11 protein-coding genes are annotated in these 14,745 nt (G+C 59.0%); 7 read left to right on the top strand and 4 right to left on the bottom strand.

Features of this window, described 5'->3' with window-relative positions:
- Positions 1-41 precede the first annotated feature (41 nt).
- The 3 genes from sigX to IAI51_RS23590 all read left to right on the top strand — a co-directional run bounded on the left by sigX (position 42) and on the right by IAI51_RS23590 (position 2,940).
- The gene (gene sigX / locus IAI51_RS23580; RefSeq protein WP_166222309.1) at positions 42-632 is read left to right on the top strand and encodes an RNA polymerase sigma factor SigX; all 591 of its coding nucleotides are present in this window, start codon (positions 42-44) and stop codon (positions 630-632) included.
- Between the two features lie 107 nt (positions 633-739).
- Positions 740-1,774: an OmpA family protein gene (locus IAI51_RS23585; RefSeq protein WP_095120047.1), complete on the top strand. Its 1,035-nt coding sequence runs from the start codon at positions 740-742 to the stop codon at positions 1,772-1,774.
- A 146-nt stretch (positions 1,775-1,920) separates the two neighbouring features.
- The gene (locus IAI51_RS23590; protein WP_187680656.1) at positions 1,921-2,940 is read left to right on the top strand and encodes a quinone-dependent dihydroorotate dehydrogenase; all 1,020 of its coding nucleotides are present in this window, start codon (positions 1,921-1,923) and stop codon (positions 2,938-2,940) included.
- 149 nt (positions 2,941-3,089) lie between these two features.
- Here the strand turns inward: IAI51_RS23590 and rmf are convergent, their stop codons facing one another.
- Positions 3,090-3,305: a ribosome modulation factor gene (gene rmf, locus IAI51_RS23595; RefSeq protein WP_003223300.1), complete on the bottom strand. Its 216-nt coding sequence runs from the start codon at positions 3,303-3,305 to the stop codon at positions 3,090-3,092.
- A 531-nt stretch (positions 3,306-3,836) separates the two neighbouring features.
- On the opposite strand from rmf, the gene rlmKL reads away from it, so the two are divergent.
- Positions 3,837-6,107 carry a bifunctional 23S rRNA (guanine(2069)-N(7))-methyltransferase RlmK/23S rRNA (guanine(2445)-N(2))-methyltransferase RlmL gene (gene rlmKL / locus IAI51_RS23600; protein ID WP_187680657.1) on the top strand — a complete coding sequence of 757 codons (2,271 nt, stop codon included), beginning with the start codon at positions 3,837-3,839 and terminating at the stop codon, positions 6,105-6,107.
- A 145-nt stretch (positions 6,108-6,252) separates the two neighbouring features.
- Complete coding sequence (locus IAI51_RS23605) at positions 6,253-8,634, top strand: GGDEF domain-containing protein (protein ID WP_187680658.1); 2,382 nt, start codon at positions 6,253-6,255, stop codon at positions 8,632-8,634.
- A gap of 136 nt (positions 8,635-8,770) precedes the next feature.
- Here IAI51_RS23605 and dacB read toward each other — a convergent pair whose 3' ends face one another.
- A complete protein-coding gene (gene dacB / locus IAI51_RS23610) occupies positions 8,771-10,231 on the bottom strand; it encodes a D-alanyl-D-alanine carboxypeptidase/D-alanyl-D-alanine-endopeptidase (RefSeq protein WP_187680659.1) in 1,461 nt (486 codons plus the stop codon).
- A gap of 234 nt (positions 10,232-10,465) precedes the next feature.
- Here dacB and IAI51_RS23615 point away from each other — a divergent pair, with 234 nt between their 5' ends.
- Positions 10,466-10,810, top strand: coding sequence for a YggL family protein (locus tag IAI51_RS23615; RefSeq protein WP_187680660.1), 345 nt, complete (start codon positions 10,466-10,468; stop codon positions 10,808-10,810).
- A gap of 51 nt (positions 10,811-10,861) precedes the next feature.
- Here IAI51_RS23615 and IAI51_RS23620 read toward each other — a convergent pair whose 3' ends face one another.
- Entirely contained in the window at positions 10,862-12,052 is a 1,191-nt protein-coding gene (locus IAI51_RS23620; RefSeq protein ID WP_187680661.1) for a benzoate/H(+) symporter BenE family transporter, read from the bottom strand.
- A gap of 339 nt (positions 12,053-12,391) precedes the next feature.
- Between IAI51_RS23620 and IAI51_RS23625 the strand changes: the two genes are divergently transcribed.
- Positions 12,392-13,156, top strand: coding sequence for a GntR family transcriptional regulator (locus IAI51_RS23625; protein WP_007961054.1), 765 nt, complete (start codon positions 12,392-12,394; stop codon positions 13,154-13,156).
- A gap of 279 nt (positions 13,157-13,435) precedes the next feature.
- Here IAI51_RS23625 and guaD read toward each other — a convergent pair whose 3' ends face one another.
- Positions 13,436-14,740 (bottom strand): guanine deaminase, encoded by a 1,305-nt coding sequence (guaD, locus tag IAI51_RS23630; RefSeq protein ID WP_187680662.1) that lies wholly within the window; start codon positions 14,738-14,740, stop codon positions 13,436-13,438.
- Positions 14,741-14,745: the final 5 nt, after the last annotated feature.

A 14,745-nucleotide genomic window follows, 5' to 3' on the forward strand; every position in this document is an offset into this window, starting at 1 on the left:
GGTTGCGGCGGACATTGACCTGACTGTCGGCACGACTTGTTTTGAATAAAGCCCATACGCTATCCACGCGCTACGACCCCCGCGAGCTCTCTGATGAGGAGTTGGTCGCGCGCTCGCATACCGAGCTTTTTCACGTAACTCGCGCTTATGAAGAACTGATGCGGCGTTACCAGCGAACATTATTTAACGTCTGCGCGAGATATCTTGGGAACGATCGCGATGCAGACGATGTCTGTCAGGAAGTCATGTTAAAGGTGCTGTACGGCCTGAAGAACTTCGAGGGGAAATCGAAGTTCAAAACGTGGCTCTACAGCATCACGTACAACGAATGTATTACGCAGTATCGAAAGGAACGGCGAAAGCGTCGCTTGATGGACGCATTGAGTCTTGACCCCCTCGAAGAGGCGTCCGAAGAAAAGGCGCCGAAACCCGAGGAGAAGGGCGGGCTTGATCGCTGGCTGGTGTATGTGAACCCGATTGACCGCGAAATTCTGGTGCTGCGATTTGTCGCAGAGCTTGAATTTCAGGAGATCGCAGACATCATGCACATGGGTTTGAGTGCGACAAAAATGCGTTACAAACGTGCTCTAGATAAATTGCGTGAGAAATTTGCAGGCATTGCTGAAACTTAGTTCAGCGCAAATATCTCTTACGTGTAGGCAAGTTCTGATAGACTTGCCGCCGAGTTGTCCCCCGGTTTGCGGGACTGCTTCACAATCACCAGATGGGGATTTAACGGATGAAACTGAAAAACACCTTGGGCTTGGCCATTGGTTCTCTTATCGCTGCCACTTCGTTCGGCGCTCTGGCACAAGGCCAAGGCGCAGTTGAAATCGAAGGCTTCGCTAAGAAAGAACAATTCGACAGCGCTCGTAACTTCAAGAACAACGGCAACCTGTTCGGCGGCTCGATCGGTTACTTCCTGACCGACGACGTTGAACTGCGTCTGGGCTACGACGAAGTTCACAACGTACGTGCCGATGATGGCAAGAACGTTAAAGGCGCTAACACCGCTCTGGACGCTCTGTACCACTTCAACAACCCGGGCGACATGCTGCGTCCGTACGTTTCGGCCGGTTTCTCTGACCAGAGCATCGACCAGAACGGTTCGAACGGTCGTAACCGTTCCACCTTCGCCAACGTTGGCGGCGGTGCCAAGCTGTACTTCACCGAGAACTTCTACGCCCGTGCCGGCGTTGAAGCTCAGTACAACATCGACCAGGGCGACACCGAGTGGGCTCCTAGCGTCGGTATCGGTGTGAACTTCGGTGGCGGCTCCAAGCCTGCTGCTGCTCCAGTTCCAGCACCAGCTGAAGTCTGCTCCGACAGCGACAACGACGGCGTTTGCGACAACGTTGACAAGTGCCCAGACACCCCAGCCAACGTAACTGTTGACGCTGACGGCTGCCCTGCAGTTGCTGAAGTTGTTCGTGTTGAGCTGGACGTCAAGTTCGACTTCGACAAGTCTGTTGTTAAGACCAACAGCTACGGCGACATCAAGAACCTGGCTGACTTCATGAAGCAGTACCCATCCACCACCACTACTGTTGAAGGTCACACTGACTCCGTCGGTCCTGACGCTTACAACCAGAAACTGTCCGAGCGTCGTGCAAACGCCGTTAAGCAAGTTCTGACCAACCAGTACGGTGTTGAATCGTCCCGCGTTCAGTCTGTTGGCTACGGCGAATCCCGCCCAGTTGCTGACAACAAAACTGAAGCTGGCCGTGCTGTTAACCGTCGCGTAGAAGCGCAGGTTGAAGCTCAAGCTAAGTAATTAGCTGCCGCTCTGAGAAAAGCCCGGCTTAGGCCGGGCTTTTCTTTGTCTGCGATTTGAATAATGTCGGTATTCGCGCCTCGCGCGGCAGGTCGATGCCCGGCTATAATCGCCGCCTCTTTTCGCCGTCCGAGTCATCGCCGCCCATGTATTCCCTGGCCCGTCAGCTGTTGTTCAAACTTTCCCCGGAAACCTCCCACGATCTGTCGTTGGATCTGATCGGCGCGGGTGGGCGTTTGGGCCTCAACGGCTTGCTGTGCAAGGCGCCGGCGAAGATGCCGGTGACAGTCATGGGCCTGGAATTCCCGAACCCGGTGGGTCTGGCGGCCGGTCTGGACAAGAACGGCGCGGCCATCGACGGCTTCGCGCAATTGGGTTTCGGTTTTGTCGAAATCGGCACCGTGACCCCGCGTCCACAGCCGGGCAACCCGAAACCACGAATCTTCCGTCTGCCGGAAGCCGAGGCGATCATCAACCGCATGGGTTTCAACAACCTCGGTGTCGATAACCTGCTGGCGCGGGTGGCAGCGGCGAAATACAAGGGCGTGCTGGGCATCAACATCGGCAAGAACTTCGACACGCCGGTCGAGCGCGCGGTGGACGACTACCTGATCTGCCTGGACAAGGTCTACGCCCACGCCAGTTACATCACGGTCAACGTCAGTTCGCCGAACACCCCGGGTTTACGCAGTCTGCAGTTCGGTGACTCGCTCAAGCAGTTGCTCGCGGATTTGGCCGCGCGCCGCGCCGAACTGGCGCTGCGCCATGGCAAGCATGTGCCGCTGGCGATCAAGATCGCGCCGGACATGACCGACGAAGAAACCGCGCAGGTGGCGCAAGCGCTGATCGAAACCGGGATGGACGCGGTGATCGCGACCAACACCACCCTGAGCCGTGTTGGCGTTGAAGGCATGGAGCATGGCGACGAGGCGGGCGGTCTGTCCGGCGCGCCGGTGCGTGACAAGAGCACCCACACCGTGAAGGTGCTGGCGGCTGAGCTGGGTGGTCGTCTGCCGATTATTGCGGCGGGGGGGATTACTGAAGGCAAGCATGCGGCGCAGAAGATCACCGCGGGTGCGAGCCTGGTGCAGATTTATTCGGGCTTCATCTATAAGGGCCCGGCGCTGATTCGTGAGTCGGTAGACGCCATCGCAGCCCTGCGCTGATCCTCCTCCTACAGGGCATCGATAAAACACCAAGGCAATAAAAAGGGCTCCTCGAAGGAGCCCCTGGGCCGAAGCCCGCCGTCCGGGAAGGACGTGCGTGGTTAATGCGTTACAAATTCAGATTGTCGTGTCGGAATTAATGCCCTGTGTCAGCCGACGGCGTGAAGTTCGTTGAGTCTGTGGATTCCCGCAGTGCCGGTCATACCGTCCCAGTTGTCGCCGCGTCCTTCTCGCCAGCCGTTGATCCAGGCTTGACGTACCGACGGTAGAGTAAATGGGCAAAGCTCACGGGATTTGCCACCAACGCCATATTGATATCCGCGCAAAAATGCTCTTTCCAACGGATCACGCTTAAGTCTTCTCATAGGGTGTTTCCCTCACTTGTTGACTGTTTGTGTCGCGTTGACCTCAACCGAGGTCTGGCAGAAAAACTCTGCCGGGGGCGGCTCGCTGCCGGCGTGGCGAGCCAAGGTGTTGACGCCGTTGCGACGTCAACCTGTTGTCAGTTCTAACCAATGAGTCACAGCGATGGAATGACCGTTTTGTCATAAGGACGTAACGAAATTAGTGCTTAGGCCATAAGTAACTTTGGGTTTCATGCACGTTTTTTCAGCAAACCCCGGTATGATCGGGCCCGCGCTGGATGATGGGGTTAATTCTTTAGTGAGAATGACCCACGTTTAGCGTCAGGTACTATTCGACGAAGGGTCGATTTCAGGCAACTTTGTTTCACCAACTTTTTTATCTGTCCTTGCATCTAAGCTCTTTTAACCCGAGCAGCGGGGATGGAACGGCACACCTTCGTGCCACGCGGGCGTTCTTTTAGAAAAGCGCCTGATTGAAAACCGGGTCGGCAACGCGTTGCCGATCCACTAGCCAAAGGCTCTGGAAATACCATGTCCGACAGTTTCGAACTCTTCCTCACTTGCCCCAAAGGCCTCGAAGGCCTGCTTATCGAGGAAGCCGTCGGGCTTGGCCTTGAAGAAGCCCGCGAGCACACGTCCGCGGTGCGTGGCATGGCGACCATGGAAACCGCCTATCGCCTGTGCCTGTGGTCGCGTCTGGCCAACCGTGTGCTGCTGGTGCTCAAGCGCTTTCCGATGAAGGACGCCGAAGACCTTTACCACGGCGTGCTCGATGTCGAGTGGCAGGATCACATGCTCAGCGATGGCACCCTGGCCGTCGAATTCAGCGGCCACGGCTCGGGCATCGACAACACTCACTTCGGCGCGCTGAAAGTCAAAGACGCCATCGTCGACAAACTGCGTACGCCGCAAGGCGACCGTCCGTCGATCGACAAGCTCAACCCGGATCTGCGCATTCACCTGCGTCTGGATCGTGGCGAAGCCATTCTTTCCCTCGACCTCTCTGGCCACAGCCTGCACCAGCGCGGCTATCGCTTGCAGCAGGGTGCGGCGCCGCTGAAGGAAAACCTCGCGGCAGCCATCCTGATCCGTTCCGGCTGGCCGCGTATTGCGGCCGAAGGCGGCGCGCTCGCTGACCCGATGTGCGGTGTCGGTACGTTCCTCGTCGAAGCCGGCATGATCGCCGCCGACATGGCGCCGAACTTGCGTCGCGAACAGTGGGGTTTCACCGCGTGGCTCGGTCACGTCCCGGCGCTGTGGAAAAAACTTCATGAAGAAGCCGCCCAGCGCGCCGCTGCCGGTCTGGCCAAGCCACCGCTGTGGATTCGCGGTTACGAAGCTGACCCACGACTGATTCAACCGGGCCGCAACAACGTTGAGCGCGCCGGTCTGAGCGAGTGGATCAAGATCTATCAAGGTGAGGTCGCGACCTTTGAGCCGCGTCCGGACCAGAACCAGAAAGGTCTGGTCATCTGCAACCCGCCGTACGGTGAGCGTCTGGGTGACGAAGCCAGCCTGCTTTATCTCTACCAGAACCTCGGCGAACGTCTGCGTCAGGCCTGCCTGAACTGGGAAGCGGCGGTGTTCACCGGTGCCCCGGATCTTGGCAAGCGCATGGGCATCCGCAGCCACAAACAGTATTCGTTCTGGAACGGCGCGCTGCCGTGCAAGCTGTTGTTGATCAAAGTGCTGCCGGATCAGTTCGTCACGGGCGAGCGTCGTACTCCGGAGCAGCGTCAGGCCGAGCGTGAGCAAGCGGCTTACGATCAAACCCCGGACGAGCCACAAGAGCGCAAGTTCAACAAGAACGGCAACCCGATCAAACCGACGCCAGCCCCGGCTCCGGTGATCGAGCAGCCGCGCTTGAGCGAAGGCGGGCAGATGTTTGCCAACCGTTTGCAGAAGAATCTCAAGGCGATGGGCAAGTGGGTCAAGCGCGAAGGCATCGATTGCTACCGCGTCTACGATGCCGACATGCCGGAATACGCGATGGCCATCGACCTGTACCACGATTGGGTGCACGTCCAGGAATACGCCGCGCCGAAGTCGATTGACCCGGAAAAAGCCTCGGCACGCATGTTCGACGCACTAGCAGCCATTCCACAGGCGCTGAACGTCGACAAGAGCCGCGTAGTGGTCAAACGCCGTGAGCGCCAGAGTGGCACCAAGCAGTACGAGCGTCAGGCTGCGCAGGGCAAGTTCAATGAAGTCAGCGAGGGCGGCGTGAAGCTGTTGGTCAACCTCACCGACTATCTCGACACGGGCCTGTTCCTCGATCACCGGCCGATGCGCCTGCGCATTCAGAAAGAGGCGGCCGGCAAGCGCTTCCTCAATCTGTATTGCTACACCGCGACCGCCAGTGTGCACGCGGCCAAGGGCGGCGCGCGCAGCACCACCAGCGTCGACCTGTCGAAAACCTACCTCGACTGGGCACGCCGCAACTTGTCGCTGAACGGCTATTCGGACAAGAACCGTCTGGAGCAGGGCGATGTGATGGCGTGGCTGGAAAGCTGCCGTGAAGAGTACGACCTGATCTTTATCGATCCGCCGACCTTCTCCAACTCCAAGCGCATGGAAGGCATCTTCGACGTGCAGCGTGACCAGGTTCAGCTGATCGACCTGGCCATGGCCCGTCTGGCGCCAGGTGGCGTGTTGTACTTCTCCAACAACTTCCGCAAGTTCCAGTTGGAAGAAAACCTCGCCGAGCGTTATGCGGTCGAGGAAATCAGCGCGCAGACCATTGATCCGGATTTTGCCCGTAATACCAAGATCCACCGCGCCTGGAAAATCACGGCTCGTTGACACTCGGAAATATTGGATCCACAGAGCCTTGATTTTTAAAGGCTCTTGGACTCTTTCCGAGCTAGCCAAATTAGTGGCTAATAGCTATAACTCAACTCACGGCCAAAGGGGTTTTCCCGGAACACTGGCGTAGTGAGTTGCCCTTATGTCGTTGCACCCCGTGCGCCCGAAGATACTGGGTTTTATCAGCGAAGAAGTTTCGGCCTGGCTGGTCGCGATGCTGGTATTGCTCGTCGGCGGGATTCTCACGGGGCTGCTCGCCTGGGGCACCCTCAATCAGTTTCAGCAACAATTGCGTCAGCGCTTTCAATTGCTGGCCAACGAACGCTACAGCCGCATCGAAGAGCGCTTTCAGGACCAGGAACAGCGTCTGGACGGCTTGCGCCGCTTCTTCGCCAACTCTGAATCGGTGTCTCGCGCCGAATTCGACGGCTACACCCAACCTCTATTGCTGCGCACCCAGGCCTATTCGTTCGCACTCAGGGTCAGCGCTGCCGAACGCGCGGCGTTCGAGCAGCGAGTGCGTGAGGAAGGGCTGAGCAACTTCACCATTCGTGAACTCAATGCGCAGGGCGAACTGCAACTGGCCGCCGACCGTGATGAATACGTGTCGGTGCTGTACAGCCAGACGCAAAGTCGTCTGGGCTCGCCGCTGGGTTATGACTTGCTGGCGCAACCGCTACGCCGCGACACTCTGCAACGCGCAGACAAGCTGGGCAGTCTGGCGGTGTCGCAACCCATGCATCTAGTCAGTATCGAAGCGTCTTACGCGCGTGGTGTGCTGCTGGTCGCGCCGGTGACGCGCGCTGGCGAAAAAAAGCCGTTCGGTTACGTGATGGCGGTGATCAGCATGCGCCAGTTGCTGGCGGATGGTTTACCGGAAGCGTTTCATGACTACCTTTCGGTGCGCATCCTCGACTTGTCGACTAATGACCAACATGAAGTGCTGTTCGAGTCGATCAATGAGCCGGCCCCCAGTGATTTGTCGGCGACGCGACTGGTGCGCATGGCCGATCACGACTATCAGGTCGATATCCTGCCGAGCGATGCCTTTATGCAGGCTAACCACTCGTCAGTCAGCAGCGTCGTCATACTGGGTGGTTTGCTCAGTTTGCTGCTCAGCGCGCTGCTCTATGTCCTGGTCAGCCAGCGCCAACGTGCCTTGCGTCTGGTAGAGCTACGCACACAGGAGCTGCACGAACGCGAACAGGAACTGCGCGGCACTCACGGTCAATTACGCGGGGTGCTGAATGCCGCCACGCAAGTCGCAATCATTGCTACCGATTTGCGCGGCGTAATCAACACCTTCAATCCCGGCGCGGAACAGTTGCTCGGATACAGAAGCGTCGATGTTGTTGGTCATATGACCCTGGAAAACCTGCACTTGCCACGCGAGCTGACGGCGCGTTCTGCGGAGTTGAGCGCGCGTTACGGCAAGAGCATTCCGACCTGCCAGGCGATGCTGGTCGAGGGCGGTGAAGTCGGCGGTCATGAGGCGCGCGAATGGACGCTGGTGCGCAGCGATGGCAGTCATCTGCCGGTGAACATGCTCGCCACCCCGGTCATTGACGAGCAGGGGCTGTGGGTCGGACATCTGGCAATCTGTATCGACATCACCGAACGCAAGCGTGTGCACGAGGCGCTGGCAGCGCGGGACTTGTTGCTAAAGAAGCTCAGCGCCCACGTTCCGGGCGGCATCTATCAATGCAAAATGGAGTTCGGCGGGCGTTTCAGCGTGATTTACGCCAGCGATGGTATTCGCGACATTTACGAGTTGGCACCGGACGTACTGTTGCTCGACGCCGAGGCGATCTTTTCTCGCATCCACCCGCAGGACATTACCCGCGTGCGTACTTCGATCCGTGAATCGGCCGATAACCTCAGCCCGTGGCGCGAGGAATATCGCGTGCAGTTGCCCGAGCGCGGCCTGCGCTGGGTGCGCGGCGAGGCGACGCCGGAAGAGCTGCCCGGTGGCGGTGTGCTGTGGCACGGCTACATCTCGGACATTTCCGACTTGAAGCGGGTCGAGGAAGAGCTTCGCGCGCTGTCGATAACCGACTCGCTGACCGGCATTCACAACCGTCGCTATTTCCAGGAGCGCTTGACCACCGAAATGGCCCGGGTCGAGCGCGGCGGTGGCGAACTGTCGGTGATCATGCTCGACATCGATCATTTCAAAAGGATCAACGATCATTACGGCCATGCCGTCGGCGACCGGGTGTTACAGGCGGTGTGCGAGCGTATTGGCCATCGGCTGCGGCGCACCGATGTGTTCTGCCGATTGGGTGGCGAAGAGTTCATGGTGTTGTGCCCGGACATCGACGGCGAACACGCGCACATGCTGGCGCAGGAATTGTGGCAAGGGCTACGCAGTGCGCCGGTGGATGTGGTCGGCGTGGTCACCGCGAGTTTTGGCATCGCCAGTTGGCGACCGGGGGAAGGCGCGGATTCACTGCTGTTGCGGGCGGATTCGGGCGTGTACGCGGCGAAGCAGGGCGGGCGGGATCGGGTTGAGCAGATGGGTTAAGCCCTGCCACCAAACCAATGTGGGAGCGTGCCTGCTCGCGAAGGCGGTGTATCAGTCAGCACATTTATTGACTGACCTGACGCCTTCGCGAGCAGGCTCGCTCCCACAGGTTTTTGTGGTGTTGCTTGAACTTGGATTACAGGACCGAAGCCGTCTGCGCCGTCTTCGGCTGGCGATACAGATCCAGCAGCACCTGATCCAGCACCGACGATGCACCAAACGGTGCCTTGTCGTTGAGGATCGCCACCACCGCCCAGGTATTGCCATTCACGTCACGGCTGAAACCGGCAATCGCTCGCACGGTATTCAGGGTGCCGGTCTTGACGTGAGCTTCACCGCGCATCGCGGTGGTCTTCAGGCGTTTGCGCATGGTGCCGTCGGTGCCGGCAATCGGCAGCGAGCTGATAAATTCGGCGGAGTACGGGCTGTGCCAGGCGGCTTGCAACATGCCGGCCATTTCGCGGGCGCTGACGCGTTCAGCGCGGGACAGGCCTGAGCCGTTCTCCATCACCAAGTGCGGCGCGGTAATGCCTTTCTTCGCCAGCCACTGACGCACTACGCGTTGCGCTGCTTTGGCGTCGTCACCGTCGGCGTCGTTGCGAAATTTCTGTCCCAAGCTCAGGAACAGCTGCTGGGCCATGGTGTTGTTACTGTATTTGTTGATGTCGCGGATGATTTCCGCCAGATCCGGCGAGTAGGCGCGGGCCAGCAGTTTGGCGTTGTTCGGGGTCGACGCCAGACGATCCTTGCCCTGAATGCTGCCACCCAGTTCTTTCCAGATCGCGCGAACGGCGCCAGCGGTATAGGTCGCGTGGTCAAGCAGCGACAGGTAAGTCTGCGAGCTGCAACCTTCGCCCAACTGGCCGGCGACGGTCACGGTCACGCTGCCATCAGCCTGTGGCACCGGGTTGTAGCGCACACCGCCGGTGCATTGCTTGGAATTGAGGGCCTTGACGGTGTTTTCGATGCGGATACTGGCGATCGGTGGCTCCACCGAAATCAGCACGCGGCCACCGTCATTGCGCGCCACAAAGCGCAGGGCCTTGAGGTTGACCAGCAGCGAATCCGGTTTGACCAGGAACGGCTTGTTCTCGTCATTGCCGTCATCGTTGAATTCCGGCAACTGCGGCTGCACGAAGAAGTTGCGATCCAGTACCAGATCACCGGTGATCTGGGTCACGCCGTTGGCGCGCAGGTCACGCATCAGCAGCCAGAGTTTTTCCATGTTCAGCTTCGGATCACCGCCACCCTTGAGGTAGAGGTTGCCGTTGAGGATGCCGCCGCTCAGGTCGCCGTCGGTGTAAAACTCGGTTTTCCACTGATGGTTGGGGCCGAGCATTTCCAGCGCCGCGTAAGTGGTGACCAGTTTCATGGTCGAGGCCGGGTTGACCGACACGTCAGCGTTGTACACGGTCGCCGTGCCCGGGCCGTCGAGCGGCACCATCACCAGCGACAGCGCAGAAGGCTGCAGCTTGCTGGCCTTGAGGGCTTTTTCGACGTTGGGGGTGAGGGAGGTATTGAGGGTGGCAGCAGAAACAGGCAGGGCCAAAGGAAGAAGAAGGCCGGCCAGCAAAAGAGGACGCAACGATTTGATCATATGAAATAAAACCCTGCAAAAGAGGGGGAAAAAGACGAGGACATGGATGAAAAAGCCCTCAGTGGTCATGAAAGTGTCGGCATTATGCCCCAAGGTGTAACCACTTGTGCCGTCGGCGGGTGGGCTAATCGGTGATTTTTTTACAGGCGGTCGGCCTCAGCGTCCACAGAGGCGGGCAATTGACGTCTTAAACTGGTAAAGTGCCGGCCGTTATTACTTAAGAGGATTGTTCCAATGGCGACTAACCGTTCCCAGCGTCTGCGCAAAAAACTGTGCGTTGATGAATTTCAAGAGCTGGGTTTCGAACTGAACCTGGACTTCAAAGAAGACTTGTCCGAAGAAGCCATTGACGCTTTCCTCGAAGCATTCATCAAAGAAGCCATGGAAGCCAACGGTCTGGGTTATGTTGGCGGCGATGACTTCGGTCTGGTTTGCCTGCAGAAGCGTGGCTCGGTCAACGAAGAGCAGCGCGCTGCTGTTGAAGCCTGGCTGAAAAACCGCACTGAGCTGACCGGTATGACCGTCAGCCCACTGCTGGACGTTTGGTATCCGGAAAAGCCGATCAACGCGGCTAAGTGATACTGAAAAAAACGGCGACCTAAGGGTCGCCGTTTTTTTATGCCTGGCGTTTTATGCGTTACGCCAGTTCAGAATCACCAGCGTCAAAACCCCCGCAACAATCCCCCAAAACGCCGAACCGATGGAAAACAGCGTCAGCCCCGACGCCGTGACCATGAAGGTGATCAGCGCCGCTTCACGTTCCTTCACCTCAGTCATGGCAATGCTCAATCCGTTGATGATCGAGCCAAACAGCGCCAGTGCAGCAATCGACAGCACCAGTTCTTTCGGCAGCGCGGCAAACAGCGCCGCCAATGTGGCGCCGAACACCCCGGCAATCCCGTAGAAAATCCCGCACCACACCGCTGCGGTGTAGCGTTTGTTGCGATCTTCATGGGCGTGCGGGCCGGTGCAGATCGCCGCGCTGATGGCGGCGAGGTTGATCCCGTGGGAGCCGAACGGCGCCAGCAACAACGAGGCGATGCCCGTGGTGGTGATCAGCGGCGAGGCCGGGACGTTATAGCCGTCTGCGCGCAAGACGGCGATGCCGGGCATGTTCTGCGAAGTCATCGCCACCACGAACAGCGGGATGCCGATGCTGATGGTCGCCGCCAGCGAGAAGTGCGGCGTGGTCCATACCGGTGTCGCCACTTCCAGATGAAAACCGCTGAAATCCAGCAGGCCCATGAAGCCCGACAGCGCGGTGCCGATCAGCAGGGCGGCGAGTACGGCATAGCGCGGCGACAGACGCTTGATCAGCAGATACGTGAAGAACATCCCCAGCACCAGGCCGGTGCGGTGTTGCGCGGCGACGAAGATTTCGCTGCCGATCTTGAACAGTATCCCCGCCAGCAGCGCGGCCGCCAGTGAGGCCGGAATCTTTTTCACCAGACGTTCGAAACTGCCGGTCAGCCCGCAAATCGTCACCAACACCGCGCAGGTGATGTAGGCGCCGATGGCCTCGCCGTAACTGACGCCGCCCAGGCTGGTGATCAACAACGCCGCGCCGGGAGTGGACCAGGCGATGGTGATTGGCGTGCGATAACGCAGCGACAGGCCGATCGAACACACCGCCATGCCAATCGAGATCGCCCAGATCCAAGAGGAAATCTGCCCGCTGGTCAGGCCCGCCGCTTGCCCGGCCTGAAACATCAGCACCAGCGAACTGGTGTAGCCGGTCATCATCGCAATAAAACCGGCGACGATGGCCGAGGGCGAGGTGTCGGAAAAGGGACGCAGTTGGGTATGCGTGGCGTCGTTCATGACGGCGGTGTTCCTTATACAAATGACATTATTTCTCTGTAGGAGCTGCCGAAGGCTGCGATCTTTGATCTTGCTTCTAAAAAACAACATCAAAGATCGCAGCCTTCGCCAGCTCCTACATGAGCGGATCGCGTTTGGGCGGCGGATTCTGCGATCAAGCCTAAACTCAATCGTAACGGATCGTTGCAATACAGCCGTGGTCACAAACAGCCATACAGTCGTGTTGCCACCATCCATTGTGTACAATCGCGCTGTTTTTTACGCGATACTTGCCAGCGACCTACTGTGCCGTATTACAGTCACGGTCTATTCGCCGCAGTTCTCCCGACTCGAGTGCCCATGAACGAACAGTTGCAACCCCTCAAGAAACAACCGCGAGCAGGCAAAGCCGGCCGCAGCGGAACCCAGGACGATATTGTCTACGCGCATATCTTCGAGGCCATCCTCGAACAGCGTCTGGCGCCCGGCACCAAGTTGAGCGAAGAAGCGTTGGGGGAAATCTTCGGGGTCAGCCGCACCATCATTCGCCGCGCGCTGTCGCGTCTGGCCCATGAAGGCGTCGTGTTGTTGCGGCCGAACCGTGGCGCTGTGGTTGCAAGCCCGAGCGTTGAAGAAGCGCGTCAGGTGTTCATGGCCCGTCGTCTGGTCGAGCGTGCGATCACTGAACTGGCTGTGCAACATGCCACCGCCGAACAGATCGCCGAGCTGCGCCAGATGGTCAACGACGAGCGCGACAGCTTCTCGCGCGGCGATCGTGGCGCCGGTATTCGTTTGTCGGGTGAGTTCCACCTGAAACTCGCCGAAGCGGCGAAGAACGCCCCGCTGATCAGCTTCCAGCGCAGCCTGGTCTCGCAGACGTCGCTGATCATCGCCCAGTATGAAAGCGGCAACCGTTCGCATTGCTCCTACGACGAACACACTCAGTTGATCGACGCGATCGAAGCGCGCAACGGTGAGCTGGCGGTGGACCTGATGATGCATCACATGGATCACATCGACAGCAAGCTCAACCTCGACGAGGAAAGCGCTTCGGATGATCTGCATGCGGTGTTCTCGCATTTGTTGCAGACCAAGAAGCCGGGGCGTCCTGCGGCCAAGCTCTAAAGTAGACCGAGTCGCTCCCTTCGCGAGCAGGCTCGCTCCCACAGGGGAATGCATTTCAAATGTGGGAGCGAGCCTGCTCGCGAAGGCGTACTGACAGGCAATAAAAATCCCCCGGGGCTGAACACCTCCGGGGGATTTTTTATGCCTGAAAGACTTGCCTGATCGTTCCCATGCTCTGCGTGGGAATGCCTCTGGGGGACGCTCCGCGTCCAGTGACGCGGAGCGTCACGGGCTGCATTCCCACGCAGAGCGTGGGAACGATCATGTGTCGGGAAAAGCTCAGCGCTGATGCACCAAAGCACCCGCCGCATACGTCTGCTGCACCGTGCGGTCATCGCCCAGCGTCATCAACACAAACAGCGTTTCGGCAATGTTGTTGGCCTGCTTCAAGCGATAACTGAGCAGCGGCGTGGCGTTGTAATCCAGCACCAGGAAGTCGGCATCCGATCCCGGTTGCAGGTTGCCGATCTTGTCTTCCAGACGCAGCGCCCGCGCTCCACCCAGCGTCGCCAGGTACAACGACTTGAACGGACTCAAGCGCGCACCTTGCAACTGCATCACTTTGTAAGCTTCGTTCAGGGTTTGCAGCAGCGAGAAACTGGTGCCGCCACCGACGTCAGTGCCGAGGCCGACGTTCAATTTATGCTTTTCGGCCATCGGCAGGTTGAACATGCCGCTGCCGAGGAAGAGGTTCGACGTCGGGCAGAACGAGATCGCCGAGCCCGTTTCCGCCAGACGCGCGCATTCGTCGTCGCACAGGTGCACGCCATGGGCGAACACCGAGCGCTCGCCGAGCAGCTTGTAGTGATCGTAAACATCGAGGTAACCCTTGCGCTCCGGGAACAGCTCCTTGACCCACTCGATTTCCTTGAGGTTCTCGCTGATGTGGGTCTGCATGTACAGATCCGGGTATTCGGTCAGCAATTGCCCGGCGAGGGCCAATTGTTCCGGGGTACTGGTCGGGGCGAAACGCGGGGTCACCGCATAGTGCAGGCGGCCCTTGCCGTGCCAGCGCTCGATCAGCGCCTTGCTCTCGACGTAGCTCGATTCAGCGGTGTCAGTCAGGTAGTCCGGGGCGTTGCGATCCATCATGACCTTGCCGGCGATCATCCGCAGATCAAGTTTTTCGGCCGCCTCAAAGAACGAGTTCACCGACTGCGGGTGCACGCTGCCGAACACCAGCGCCGTGGTGGTGCCGTTGCGCAGCAGTTCCTTGACGAAAATGTCAGCGACTTCATCGGCATGCGCCTTGTCGCCGAACTGGCTTTCGCACGGGAAGGTGTAAGTGTTGAGCCAGTCGAGCAGTTGCTCGCCATAGGCGCCGACCATGCCGGTTTGTGGCAGGTGAATGTGGGTGTCGATAAAGCCCGGGGTGATCAAGGCATCCTGATAGTGGTTGATTTCGATGTCCGCCGGCAGCGTCGGCAGCAGTTCGCTGGCGTGGCCGAGGGCGCTGATCTTGCCGTCATCGACCACCAGCAGGCCGTCCTCGAAATACTCGTAGGAGGCTTCGATCCCGACTTCGGCGGGATCGGCGATGCTGTGCAGGATGGCGGCGCGGTAGGCTTTGCGAGTCAGAGGCATGAGGG

Source organism: Pseudomonas sp. N40(2020) (genome assembly GCF_014472415.1).
GTDB lineage: Bacteria > Pseudomonadota > Gammaproteobacteria > Pseudomonadales > Pseudomonadaceae > Aquipseudomonas.